This window comes from Streptomyces sp. NRRL B-24085, assembly GCF_001282115.1.
Taxonomy (GTDB): Bacteria; Actinomycetota; Actinomycetes; order Streptomycetales; family Streptomycetaceae; genus Streptomyces.
In genome coordinates this window covers 23,671-36,443 of the sequence record NZ_LJBR01000052.1, presented here as the reverse complement: position 1 = coordinate 36,443, position 12,773 = coordinate 23,671, and the positions used below count along the sequence as shown (strand labels likewise).

At 69.8% G+C, this 12,773-nt stretch carries 10 protein-coding genes; 3 read left to right on the top strand and 7 right to left on the bottom strand.

Features of this window, described 5'->3' with window-relative positions; translation table 11 throughout:
- The first annotated feature begins 4 nt into the window (after nucleotides 1–4).
- From zwf to pgl, 3 genes are read left to right on the top strand one after another with little or no spacing between them, the layout of a single operon-like run.
- Nucleotides 5–1,528, top strand: coding sequence for a glucose-6-phosphate dehydrogenase (gene zwf / locus AOJ26_RS07690; protein WP_053847433.1), 1,524 nt, complete (start codon nucleotides 5–7; stop codon nucleotides 1,526–1,528).
- Entirely contained in the window at nucleotides 1,525–2,667 is a 1,143-nt protein-coding gene (opcA, locus tag AOJ26_RS07685; RefSeq protein WP_053847432.1) for a glucose-6-phosphate dehydrogenase assembly protein OpcA, read from the top strand. Before zwf ends, opcA begins: the two co-directional genes overlap by 4 nt.
- Complete coding sequence (gene pgl, locus AOJ26_RS07680; protein WP_053847431.1) at nucleotides 2,664–3,446, top strand: 6-phosphogluconolactonase; 783 nt, start codon at nucleotides 2,664–2,666, stop codon at nucleotides 3,444–3,446. Before opcA ends, pgl begins: the two co-directional genes overlap by 4 nt.
- 76 nt (nucleotides 3,447–3,522) lie before the next feature.
- On the opposite strand, the gene pgi is transcribed toward pgl, so the two are convergent.
- The 7 genes from pgi to AOJ26_RS07645 all read right to left on the bottom strand — a co-directional run bounded on the left by pgi (nucleotide 3,523) and on the right by AOJ26_RS07645 (nucleotide 12,620).
- Entirely contained in the window at nucleotides 3,523–5,178 is a 1,656-nt protein-coding gene (gene pgi, locus AOJ26_RS07675; RefSeq protein ID WP_053847430.1) for a glucose-6-phosphate isomerase, read from the bottom strand.
- 266 nt (nucleotides 5,179–5,444) lie between these two features.
- On the bottom strand, nucleotides 5,445–5,780 hold the full coding sequence (locus tag AOJ26_RS07670) for an RNA polymerase-binding protein RbpA (protein WP_003976875.1): 336 nt from the start codon (nucleotides 5,778–5,780) through the stop codon (nucleotides 5,445–5,447).
- A 214-nt stretch (nucleotides 5,781–5,994) separates the two neighbouring features.
- The gene (secG, locus tag AOJ26_RS07665; protein WP_053847429.1) at nucleotides 5,995–6,225 is read right to left on the bottom strand and encodes a preprotein translocase subunit SecG; all 231 of its coding nucleotides are present in this window, start codon (nucleotides 6,223–6,225) and stop codon (nucleotides 5,995–5,997) included.
- 103 nt (nucleotides 6,226–6,328) lie between these two features.
- Nucleotides 6,329–7,105 carry a triose-phosphate isomerase gene (gene tpiA, locus AOJ26_RS07660; protein WP_053847428.1) on the bottom strand — a complete coding sequence of 259 codons (777 nt, stop codon included), beginning with the start codon at nucleotides 7,103–7,105 and terminating at the stop codon, nucleotides 6,329–6,331.
- A gap of 6 nt (nucleotides 7,106–7,111) precedes the next feature.
- Nucleotides 7,112–8,323, bottom strand: a complete 1,212-nt coding sequence (locus AOJ26_RS07655; RefSeq protein ID WP_053847427.1) for a phosphoglycerate kinase — start codon at nucleotides 8,321–8,323, stop codon at nucleotides 7,112–7,114.
- 124 nt (nucleotides 8,324–8,447) lie between these two features.
- Nucleotides 8,448–9,455, bottom strand: a complete 1,008-nt coding sequence (gap, locus tag AOJ26_RS07650; protein ID WP_053847426.1) for a type I glyceraldehyde-3-phosphate dehydrogenase — start codon at nucleotides 9,453–9,455, stop codon at nucleotides 8,448–8,450.
- Between the two features lie 213 nt (nucleotides 9,456–9,668).
- Nucleotides 9,669–12,620 carry a M14 family metallopeptidase gene (locus tag AOJ26_RS07645; RefSeq protein WP_053847425.1) on the bottom strand — a complete coding sequence of 984 codons (2,952 nt, stop codon included), beginning with the start codon at nucleotides 12,618–12,620 and terminating at the stop codon, nucleotides 9,669–9,671.
- Between the last annotated feature and the right edge of the window lie 153 nt (nucleotides 12,621–12,773).

The following is a 12,773-nucleotide window of genomic DNA, read 5'->3' as shown; positions in this document are numbered from 1 at the left end:
AACCTTGTCGAGCAGCAATCCGCTGCGTGACCCTGCCGACCGACGGCTCCCGCGTATCGCGGGGCCGTCGGGCCTGGTCATCTTCGGCGTCACGGGCGATTTGTCACGAAAGAAGCTCATGCCCGCCGTGTACGACCTCGCGAACCGGGGTCTGCTGCCGCCGGGCTTCTCGCTGGTCGGCTTCGCCCGGCGCGACTGGGAGAACGAGGACTTCGCCGAGGTCGTCCACGACGCCGTCAAGGAACACGCCCGGACGCCGTTCCGCGAGGAGGTCTGGCAGCAGCTCATCCAGGGGATGCGCTTCGTCCAGGGCACCTTCGACGACGACGACTCGTTCGAGCGGCTGCGCGACACCATCGACGAACTCGACAAGGCACAGGGCACCGGCGGCAACTTCGCCTTCTACCTGTCCGTGCCGCCGTCCGCCTTCCCCGTGGTCATCCAGCAGCTGAAGAAGCACCGGCTGGCCGACCAGTCGGGCGGCTCCTGGCGGCGTGCGGTCATCGAGAAGCCCTTCGGCCACGACCTCAAGTCGGCCGAGGAGCTCAACGCGACCGTCGAGGAGGTCTTCGCCCCGGACCAGGTCTTCCGCATCGACCACTACCTGGGCAAGGAGACCGTCCAGAACATCCTGGCGCTGCGCTTCGCCAACACGATGTTCGAGCCGATCTGGAACCGGTCCTTCGTGGACCACGTGCAGATCACCATGGCCGAGGACATCGGCATCGGCGGCCGGGCCGGCTACTACGACGGCATCGGCGCCGCCCGTGACGTCATCCAGAACCACCTGCTCCAGCTCATGGCCCTCACCGCCATGGAGGAGCCGGCCTCCTTCGACGCGGACGCGCTGGCCGCGGAGAAGACCAAGGTGCTCGGCGCGGTGAAGCTGCCGAAGGACCTGGGCCGGGACACCGTGCGCGGCCAGTACGCGGCGGGCTGGCAGGGCGGCGCGAAGGCGGTCGGCTACCTCGAAGAGGACGGCATCGACCCCCAGTCCAAGACCGACACGTACGCGGCCATCAAGGTGGAGATCGACAACCGCCGCTGGGCCGGCGTGCCGTTCTACCTGCGCACCGGCAAGCGGCTGGGCCGCCGGGTCACCGAGATCGCGGTGGTCTTCCAGCGGGCCCCGCACTCCCCCTTCGACACGACGGCCACCGAGGAGCTGGGCTCCAACGCGATCGTCATCCGGGTCCAGCCGGACGAGGGCGTCACCGTCCGCTTCGGCTCCAAGGTGCCGGGCACCTCGATGGAGATCCGGGACGTGTCCATGGACTTCGCCTACGGCGAGTCGTTCACGGAGTCCTCCCCCGAGGCGTACGAGCGCCTGATCCTCGACGTCCTGCTCGGCGACTCCAACCTCTTCCCCCGCACGGAGGAGGTCGAGCTGTCCTGGAAGATCCTCGACCCGATCGAGGAGTACTGGGACACGCACGGCAGGCCCGCCCAGTACCCCTCCGGTACGTGGGGCCCGGTCGAGGCGGACGAAATGCTCGCACGAGAGGGACGGAGCTGGCGCCGGCCATGAAGATAGACCTCACGGACACCACGGCCAGCAAGATCAACAAGGCCCTGGTCAAGGGGCGCCGCGCCATCGGCACACCGGCCGTCGGCATGGTGCTCACGCTGGTCATCGTCACGGACGAGGAGAACGCCTACGACGCCCTCAAGGCCGCCAACGACGCGTCCCGCGAGCACCCCTCGCGCACGCTGGTGGTCATCAAGCGGGTGTCGCGCAGTCCCCGTGACCGCACCCAGTCCCGTCTCGACGCCGAGGTGCGGGTGGGCGCGGACGCGGGCACCGGCGAGACGGTCGTGCTGCGGCTGTACGGCGAGGTCGTCGACCACGCCCAGTCGGTGGTCCTCCCGCTGCTGCTGCCGGACGCGCCGGTCGTCGTCTGGTGGCCGGTGGACGCGCCGCTCGACCCGGCCGGGGACCCGCTCGGGGCGCTCGGCCAGCGGAGGGTCACCGACACCTACTCCTCCGAGCAGCCGGTGCGCGAGCTGACCGCGCGCGCCGACACCTACACGCCGGGCGACACCGACCTGTCCTGGACCCGGATCACCCCGTGGCGCTCGATGCTGGCCGCCGCGCTCGACCAGGTCACCTGCAAGGTCGAGGCCGTCGAGGTGGAGGGCGAGGAGTTCAACCCGAGCTGCGAGCTGTTGGCGATGTGGCTGGCGGACCGGCTGGACGTGCCGGTGAAGCGGTCCCTGTCGAACGGCCCCGGCCTGACGGCGGTCCGCATGCACACGGACAGCGGTCCGATCGTCCTGGACCGCGCGGACGGCTCGCTCGCCACGCTCTCCATCCAGGGGCAGCCCGACCGTGCGGTGGCGCTCAAGCGCCGGGACACGGCCGAGCTGATCGCGGAGGAGCTGCGCAGGCTGGACCCGGACGACACGTACGCCTCCGCGCTGCGCTTCGGCGTGGACCGGCTGAACCCGTCGGCGCCCTTCCCGGAAGCGGGTGACGACGGTCCGGACGCCAAAGGGGGCGAGGGTTCGGACACCGAAGGCTCCGACGCCAAAGGAGAACCCGTCTCCGAAGCCCCTGTCGAGGGCGCTGCGGAAGCTCCCGGGGCGCAAGGGCCGCAAGAGTCGGCACCGGAATCGCTGAAGCCGGTCCCCTCCGGTCTGTCCGGCGGCGGGAAGGCGGCGAAGTGAGCACTCCGCAGCTCGTCGTGCACCACGACAAGGAACTGATGGCGCAGGCCGCCGCGGCCCGGCTGATCACCAAGATCGTGGACGCGCAGGCCTCCCGCGGCTCGGCGTCGGTGGTCCTCACCGGCGGCCGCAACGGCAACGGCCTGCTCGCCGCCCTGGCCGCGGCGCCCGCCCGGGACGCGATCGACTGGGGCCGCCTGGACCTGTGGTGGGGTGACGAACGCTTCCTGCCCGAGGGCGACCCGGAGCGCAATGTCACCCAGGCCCGCGAGGCCCTGCTCGACTCCGTTCCGCTGGACCCGAAGCGCGTGCACGCCATGCCCGCGTCGGACGGCCCGCACGGCGACGACGTGGAGGCCGCGGCGGCGGCCTACGCCGAGGAACTGGCCCGCGCGGCCGGCCCCGAGAACCACGGCGCCGTCCCGACCTTCGACGTCCTGATGCTGGGCGTCGGCCCGGACACCCACGTGGCCTCCCTGTTCCCGGAACTCCCCGCGGTACGGGAGACGGAGCGCACGGTGGTCGGCGTGCACGGCGCGCCGAAGCCGCCGCCGACCCGGGTGTCGTTGACGCTGCCCGCGATCCGCGCGGCCCGCGAGGTCTGGCTCCTGGCGGCCGGCGAGGACAAGGCACAGGCCGCGGCGATCGCCCTGTCCGGCGCGGGCGAGATCCAGGCCCCGGCGGCGGGAGCCCGAGGCCGGGCCCGCACCCTGTGGCTCCTGGACTCGGCGGCGGCCTCCCAGCTCCCCAGGTCGCTGTATCCGCCGGCTTCTCCGTAACGGCGGCATCGCACACGGCAGTCGACGCCGGGTCCCTCCGAGGAGGGGCCCGGCGTCGGTGTTGTCGGCGGGTGCGTCACGCCCGGCCGCGCAGCTCCCGGTACGTCGACACCAGGGCCTTGGTGGACGCGTCCAGACCCGGTACGTCGGCGCCCTCCGTGAGGGCGGGCTCGACGCGCTTGGCGAGGACCTTGCCGAGCTCGACGCCCCACTGGTCGAAGGAGTCGATGTTCCAGACCGCGCCCTGGACGAACACCTTGTGCTCGTAGAGCGCGATGAGCTGCCCGAGGACGGACGGCGTGAGCTCCTTCGCGAGGATCGTGGTCGTCGGGTGGTTGCCGCGGAACGTCTTGTGCGGGACGAGTTCCTCGGCCACCCCCTCCGCGCGCACCTCGTCCGGGGTCTTGCCGAAGGCCAGCGCCTGGGTCTGGGCGAAGAAGTTCGCCATGAGCAGGTCGTGCTGGGCCTTGAGTTCGTCGCTCAGTTCGCCGACCGGACGGGCGAAGCCGATGAAGTCCGCCGGGATGAGCTTGGTGCCCTGGTGGATCAACTGGTAGTAGGCGTGCTGCCCGTTGGTGCCGGGCGTGCCCCACACCACCGGCCCGGTCTGCCACTCCACGGGCCGTCCGGCACGGTCCACGGACTTGCCGTTGGACTCCATGTCGAGCTGCTGGAGGTAGGCGGTGAACCGGGACAGGTAGTGGCTGTACGGCAGCACGGCATGCGACTGGGCGCCGTGGAAGTTGCCGTACCAGATGCCCAACAGGCCCAGCAGCAAAGGCACGTTGGACTCGGCCGGGGCGGTGCGGAAGTGCTCGTCGACGAGGTGGAAGCCGTCGAGCATCTCGCGGAAGCGGTCGGGCCCGATGGCGATCATCAGGGAGAGGCCGATCGCGGAGTCGTAGGAGTAGCGGCCGCCGACCCAGTCCCAGAACCCGAACATGTTGGCCGTGTCGATGCCGAAGTCCGAGACCTTCCCGGCGTTGGTCGACAAAGCCACGAAGTGCCGGGCGACGGCTTCCTGGCCGGCCTTCAGCTCGCCGAGCAGCCACGCGCGGGCCGAGGTGGCGTTGGTGATCGTCTCGATCGTGGTAAACGTCTTGGAGGCGATGACGAACAGCGTCTCGGCGGCGTCCAGGTCGCGGGTGGCCTCGTGCAGGTCGGCGCCGTCGACGTTCGACACGAAACGGACGGTGAGGTCGCGGTCGGTGAAGCCGCGCAGCACCTCGTACGCCATCGCGGGTCCGAGGTCGGAGCCGCCGATGCCGATGTTGACGACGTTCTTGATCCGCTTGCCGGTGTGGCCGGTCCACTCTCCGGAGCGGACCCGGTTCGCGAAGTCGCTCATCCTGTCGAGGACGGCGTGCACCCGCGGGACGACGTTCTCCCCGTCGACCTCGATCACCGCGTCGCGCGGGGCGCGCAGGGCGGTGTGCAGCACGGCCCGGTCCTCGGTGAGGTTGATCCGCTCCCCGCGGAACATGGCGTCCCGCAGGCCGAAGACGTCGGTCGCGACGGCGAGTTCACGCAGCAGCCGCAGCGTCTCGTCGGTGACCAGGTGCTTGGAGTAGTCGACGTACAGGTCACCGACCCGCAGTGAGTACCCGGTGCCGCGCCCGGGGTCGGCGGCGAACAGCTCCCTGAGCCGCACCTCGCCGAGCTCCTCGCGGTGCTCGGCCAGCGCGGTCCACTCGGGCGTCCGGTTGAGCCTGGTACGGCCGTCTGCGTTCATGTCCGACTTCAGCCTTCTTTCGTGCCTGTCCCAGCGGTTCCAACGTAGTTGATCAACGCGGGACGCGAGCCGTGCGGGCCTCGGCGCCCCGCCCACCCACAGGTACGTGCGCACGGGGCACGGGTGTCAGTGGCACGGGGGACAGCACGGAGAAGGCGGCTGCGAACAGGGCAGCCCGGCACGGGCCGTGGAGGGCACGCAGGCCCTGTACGGCCGTGGAACGGCTCCGGCCAGGCACCCCTCGGTACCCGGCCGGTTCTCGACTTCTAGATCTCGCCCCGCAGCTTGGCGAGCGCCTCGGCGAGGATCGCCTCGCCGTCCGCGTCGCTGCGCCGCTCCCGTACGTACGCGAGGTGCGTCTTGTACGGCTCGGTGCGCGGCGGGTCCGGCGGGTTGTCCCGGTCCTGTCCGGCGGGGAAGCCGCAGCGCGGGCAGTCCCAGGTTTCGGGGACCTGCGCGTCGCTGGCGAAGCTGGGCTGCGTCTCGTGCCCGTTGGAGCACCAGAAGGAGATGCGCAGACGGGGCGCGGACTCGCCCCGCTCGGCCTCGCCCATCGGCCCCGCCCCGACCCGGCTACCTCGGATCGCGTTGCCACTTGCCACGGTCGTAACTCCCTGCGTGATGGTGCCGCGAAGCGAGTCGACGTGTCGCTTCGTTGCGAGCGCCTCAGTCTACGTAAGGCCCAACGCGCGTCCAGTGGTTGGAGTTACAGCCCCCACACCTAGACGCAAGCCCCATGATAGGCCGCGCTCAGGTGCGCGTACCGAACATGGGGCCTTACGTGCGGAATGGACGTGCTGTGTGGGGCGTCGCCGCTCAGTTGTTCGTCTTCATGAGAAGACCGAGTACGACAATGCACGCGAACCACAGCAGACCGATCACCACGGTGATGCGGTCGAGGTTGCGCTCGGCGACCGAGGAACCACCGACGGACGACTGCATGCCGCCACCGAACATGTCGGAGAGGCCGCCGCCCTTCCCCTTGTGCATCAGCACCAGCAGCATCAGCAGCCCGCTGAAGACGATCAGGGCGATCGAGAACCCCAAAACCACGGCTGGACCAACTCTCTCGGATTCGGATGAACGACGGGGGCACGGCCTTCAGGGCCATGCCCCCGCAAGGGTACGACGGATCGCCGCCAGGGCCTACTTACTGGTCCCGGAAGCGCACGATCTTGACGAACTCGTCGGCGTCCAGCGAGGCACCGCCGACCAGGGCGCCGTCGATGTCGGCCTGCGCCATGATCTCGGCCACGTTGCCGGCCTTGACGGAGCCGCCGTACTGGATGCGGACCTTGTCGGCCAGCTCCTGGGTGTACAGCTCGGCGACCTTGGCGCGGATGGCGGCGCAGACCTCCTGGGCGTCCTCGGCGCCGCAGACCTTGCCGGTGCCGATGGCCCAGACGGGCTCGTAGGCGATGACGACGGACTCGGCCTGCTCGGCGGGGACGTCCTTGAGGCCGCCCTCGACCTGGGCGAGGGTGTGGGAGACGTGGTTGCCCGCGTCGCGGACCTCCAGCTCCTCGCCGACGCACAGGATCGGGGTCAGACCGTGCTTGTAGGCGGCCTTCACCTTGGCGTTGACGATCTCGTCGGTCTCGGCGTGGTACTGGCGGCGCTCGGAGTGGCCGATGGCCACGTACGTGCACTTCAGCTTGGCCAGCATCGAGCCGGAGATCTCACCGGTGTAGGCGCCCGAGTCGTGCGCCGAGAGGTCCTGGGCGCCGTACTTGATCCTGAGCTTGTCTCCGTCGACCAGGGTCTGCACGGAACGCAGGTCGGTGAAGGGCGGCAGGACGGCGACCTCGACGGCCTCGTAGTCCTTGTCGGCGAGGGCGAAGGCGAGCTTCTGGACGTGTGCGATGGCCTCGAGGTGGTTGAGGTTCATCTTCCAGTTACCCGCCATGATCGGCGTGCGAGTGGTCATGCGGGGTCAGTCCTCCAGTGCGGCGAGGCCGGGGAGCGTCTTGCCCTCGAGGTATTCGAGGGAGGCGCCGCCACCGGTCGAGATGTGTCCGAACGCGTTCTCGTCGAAGCCCAGGATGCGGACGGCCGCGGCGGAGTCGCCGCCGCCGACGACCGTGAAGGCCGAGGAGTCGAGGAGGGCCTGGGCGACCGCCTTGGTGCCCTCGGCGAACTCGGGGTGCTCGAAGACGCCCATCGGGCCGTTCCAGAAGACGGTGGCGGCGTCGGTGATCTTCGAGGCGTACAGCTTGCCGGACGCCGGGCCGATGTCCAGGCCCATCCGGTCGGACGGGATGGCGTCGGCGGCGACGGTGGTGGCGTCGGCCGGGGCCTTGGTCTTCAGGTCCGGGAACTCCGGGGCGACCACGGCGTCGACCGGCAGGACCAGCTCGACACCGGTCTTCTCGGCGCGCGCGATGTACTCCAGGACCGCCGGGATCTGGTCCTCCTGGAGCAGGGAGGCGCCGACCTCGTGGCCCTTGGCCTTGAGGAAGGTGAAGGCCATGCCGCCGCCGATGAGGATGCGGTCGGCCTTGCCGAGCAGCTCGTCGATGACGGCGAGCTTGTCGGAGACCTTGGCGCCGCCGAGCACGACCACGTAGGGCCGCTGGACGTCGTCGGTGAGCTTCTTCAGGACGCCGACCTCGGTGGCGATGAGGTAGCCGGCGTAGTGCGGCAGCCGGGCCGGGAGGTCGAAGACCGAGGCGTGCTTGCGGTGCACCGCGCCGAAGCCGTCGCCGACGTAGACGTCCGCGAGGGCTGCCAGCCGGTCCGCGAACTCGCCGCGCTCGGTGTCGTCCTTGGAGGTCTCGCCGGCGTTGAAGCGCAGGTTCTCGATCACGGCGACCTGGCCGGGCTGGAGGCCGTTCACGGCGTCGTGCGCGGCGGGGCCGACGGTGTCCTGGGCGAAGGCCACGGGGGCGTCCAGGAGTTCGCCGAGCCGCTCGGCGGCCGGGAGCAGGGAGAAGGCCGGGTCCGGGGCGCCCTTGGGGCGGCCCAGGTGCGAGGCCACGACCACCTTGGCGCCCGCGTCCGCGAGGGCCTTGACGGTGGGCAGGACGGCGCGGATGCGGCCGTCGTCGGTGATGCGGCCGTCGGCGAGCGGCACGTTGAGGTCGGCGCGGACGAAGACCCGCTTGCCGTCCACGCCTTCGGCGAGAAGTTCGTCGATCGTCTTCATGAGGGAACTCCTGGTGAGGGTGCTCTGATCGTACGAGGGCTGTTCAGCACGTGAGTCAGGGCCCGGGCGGCGCGTCCCTGCGCCGCCCGGGCCCTGCTCTCATGTCAAGGTGCCTGCTCTGGGATCAGAGCTGGTTGCCGACGAAGACCGTGAGGTCGACGAGGCGGTTGGAGTAGCCCCACTCGTTGTCGTACCAGCCGAGGATCTTCACCGTCGTGCCCTCCTGGACCATGGTCAGGGAGGAGTCGAAGGTGCAGGACGACGGGTCGCTGACGATGTCCGAGGAGACGATCTCGTCCTCGGTGTAGGTCAGGTAGCCCTGGAGCTCACCCTCGGAGGCCTTCTTGAACGCGGCGTTGACCTCGTCCTTGGTGACCTCGCGGGACAGCTCCACGACCAGGTCGGTGGCCGAACCGGTCGGGACCGGGACGCGCATCGCGATGCCGTCCAGCTTGCCCTTGAGCTGCGGCAGGACCAGCGCGGTGGCCTTGGCGGCACCCGTGGTGGTCGGGATGATGTTCTCGGCGGCGGCACGGGCGCGGCGCAGGTCCTTGTGCGGGAAGTCCAGGATGCGCTGGTCGTTCGTGTACGCGTGGACCGTGGTCATCAGGCCCTTGACGATGCCGAAGTTCTCGTCGAGGACCTTGGCCATCGGCGCCACGCAGTTGGTGGTGCAGGAGGCGTTGGAGATGACGTGGTGGTTGGCCGCGTCGTACTTGTTCTCGTTGACGCCCATCACGATGGTGATGTCCTCGTCCTTGGCCGGAGCCGAGATGAGGACCTTCTTGGCGCCGCCGGCGATGTGCTTCTCGGCGTCGGCCTTCTTCGTGAAGATGCCGGTCGACTCGACGACGATGTCGACGCCCAGCTCGCCCCACGGGATGTCGGCGGGGTTGCGCTCGGACAGCACCTTGATGGTGTGACCGTCGACGGTGATCGTGTCGGCGGTGTGCGACACCTCGGCCTTGAGGCGGCCCAGGATGGTGTCGTACTTCAGCAGGTGCGCGGTGGTCGCGGTGTCACCCAGGTCGTTGACAGCCACGATCTCGATGTCAGCACCCTGCTCCAGCAGCGCGCGGAAGTAGTTACGACCGATGCGGCCAAAGCCGTTGATGCCTACGCGGATCGTCACGAACCGATCTCCTCGTTGGTACGCCGGTTGTGAGACCGGCGAGCTGTATGGGATGTCCCCGACCACCCCCGACCCTACCTCCCTGAGGCTTTCGGAGTGACATCGAGATGCCGCATACACGGGCAGGCGGTCCGTACCCGCCAGTAGGGGTACGGACCGCCCCGGACCGAAAGCTCCGGTCACCCGGGATCACTACTCCGGGTCACCATGGGTTCACCCGCCGACGGCCGCCAGTGCCTTGCGGATCAGGGCCGTGCGGTCGGCCGCCGCGGTGACGTGCTCCAGGCCGAAGCCCAGCAGCACGGTGTCGTCCGTGGTGACCGCGCCGTACGTCTTGAACAGCTCTCCGGCGCGCCCCCAGTCCTTCACGACCGCGGGGCTGCCCGCGGGCGGCCCGGGCACGCTCCACGCGCCGAGCGAGGTCTCGAAGCCCTCGGTCTCGGTGGCCTGGCCGCCGACGACCACGGAGGCGTTGTCCGCGAGGACACCGCGCCCGCCGGAACCCGGGTCGGTGATGTAGCTGAGCGAGACCTCGACCTTCTTGCCGGCGTACGCGGACAGGTCGAAGGAGACGTCCTGCCAGCCGGCCGACGCCCCGGTGAGGCTGTTCCACTGGCCGCTGGTGCCGGTGGCCGTGCAGCCGTCGGTCCCCTGCGTCAGATACCGCTTGAGCGCGGGGTGGGCCGCGATGAAGAACCCGGCCCCGCACTCGGCGGGCACCGCGGTGCTGGTGGCGCCGTTCTTCTCGGGGAGCGTGGTCCAGTCGTCGGCCCCGGCGGTGTGCGCCTCCAGGACAGCGTGGTCGTAGCCCTCCTCGGTGTCCCACAGCAGCCGGGTGCGCAGCGTGGGCGCCTGCGCGGCGGTCACCTGGGTGAGGTCGATGGTGCGGGTGAGGCGGTTCCAGGCGTAGTCGCTGTGCGTGACGGCGGCCATGGAGGTGCCCTCGTACGGCCCGTACGGGTTGGGCGTGCCCGGGTACGTCCCCGCTCCCGCGCTCGCGAACTGCGGGAAGGTCGCCACGGGCAGGTTGTCCGAGGTGACGCTGAAGGAGCCTGCCGCGTCCAGCGGGTTGCCGGGGGCGGCACCGAGGGTGCCGGCGGTCCCGGTGAGCTTGCCGGTGCCCTGGAAGGCGGTGGCGCCCGGCAGGGTCGTGCGGGTGTAGGCGCCCAGGTAGTACTGGCTGAAGTCGTTGGACAGCGTGCCGCCGCCCAGGTCGACGCTGCCGCCGGCCCGCTCGCCCGCCTCGATCAGCTTGCCGCCCTCGTTGAGGAAGGCGCGCAGCTGGAGCTGGGTGGGATTGCCCGGGACGGTCGCGCCCGTGTAGTGGACGACCGACCTGAAGTGGTCCAGGACCCCGAGCGCGTCGGGTGCGCCCTGAGTGGCGACGTTCCAGACGATCGCCTTGCGGCCGGCTGCCTTCAGCGCGTCCACGTACGTCTGCGCCTGTGCGGCGGTCGCGCCCTCCTCGGCGACCACGAGCACGTCGGCGCGCGGCCGTTCGGCCACGGTGTACGTGAAGTGCGCGCTGGCGGTGGGCTTTCCGCTCTTCGCCCGGCCGGTGAACCAGACCTCGACCCTGTCGCCCGGGTCGGCGTCCTCGACCTCGGCCCGGTACTCGTCGAAGTAGAGGTTGTCCTCACCGCCGTAGGTCTCGCCGCCCTTCCAGGCCCTGAGGTCCCTCTCGTGCGTACGGCCGCCGTTGACGCGGTACTTGAGCTCCTTGTCGCGCACCGACCTGCGGGCGACGACGGAGACCTCCTGGTCGGCGCCGCGCGCGTAGGACGTGGTGAACGTCTTCGGGGTGAAGTCGGCGGCCTTCAGACCGAGCGAGGACTTCGGCTGGTCGGGCCGGGCCGCGGACTCGGCGACGGAGAGCGCGAAGGGGATGTTCTTCTCGAACTCCTGCTGGATCAGCTTCTCGTCGTCCGGGAAGTTGAAGACCGACTGGCAGTCGGCCGCGTTCCACTGGTCGTTCGGGTCGAGGTCCGAGGCCGTCTGGCAGGTCGACATCTCGGGGGTGAACATCGCCAGGCCGTTGACGTTCGACGCGTGGCCGTCCGCCTCGCCGTTGGTGGTGTACAGCTCCGAGGAGACCTGCGGGCGGTAGCCGGGGATCGCGGAGTTCTCCGGGGTGCCGGCGAGCGCCCTGTAGAGGACGTCGTCGGGTGTGTCGGTGGCCACCTGCCAGCCGACGCCGTAGAGGAGGAGTTCGGCCGCGGAGTGGTAGTTGATGCCGTAGGTGAAGCCGATCCGCTTCTCGAAGGCGTCCAGGGCCTTGGTCTCGGGTTCCGAGGACGGGGCCGGGCCGCGATAGGTCTCGCTGGTGGGGTTGGGGGACGAACCCTCGTTGTCGTAGCCCCACTTGTAGGAGAAGTTGCGGTTGAGGTCGACGCCGTCGCCCACGCGGATCGTGCCGTCGCCGTTGTTGTCGCGCAGGTTCTTGCGCCACAGGCGGTTGTCTTCGCTCTGGAAGGTGTAGTCGTAGCCGTCGGGGTTGGCCGACAGGACGAACCACAGTTCGGTGGAGTCGACGATCTTCCTGATGCGCTTGTCGCGCTGGTAGTTGTCGACGTAGTGGTGGAGCAGCCGCCGTGTCATCTCCGGCGTGATCCACTCGCGCGCGTGCTGGTTGGACATGTAGAGGACGGAGGGTTTGGCGCCGTCCTTGGACTTCTTCGCGTTCTTGGTGAGCTTGAGGGCGAGGATGTCCTTGCCGTTGACCGTCTTGCCGATGGAGACGACCTTGGTGAGACCGGGGTTGGCGCGGGCGGTGGCGAGGAGTTCCTCCCTGAGCCCGCCGCTTCCGCTGTACGGCCGGAACACACCTTCGGCCGCCTTCTCCACGCGGGCCTCGGCCTTGGCGGTCAGGGTGTGCTCGGTGAGCTCGACGCCCTTCGCCTCGAGCTTCTCCGCTTCCTGGTCGGTGAGGTAGACCTCGACGGTCGCGGTGCCCTTCGCGGGCACCTGCTCGCTCAGTTCGTGGCCGTCCTGCCCGGCCGCCAGCAGCAGGGGTACCTGCCCGCTGGTGACCTCGGCGCGGAAGACCTTGACTTCGTTCGGATCAGGAGAACCGGCGCTCTGCGCGGCATGGGCGACGGGTGCGATGCCCGCGCCGCCGAGCAGGAGCGCGCCAACAGCGAGGATCGGTCTCGCTCTTCGTCTCATGAGCCCCCCTTGCGGTGGTCCGCCACAGCAGCGAACAGATGCCAGGCTCATGACAGTTCATGATCCAGTCAAGGGTGCCTCACGGATACGCAAACGCCGGTGCCGACGGCCCGAGGGGGCGTCGGCACCGGCGTGGTGAGGAGCGGTCAGGTG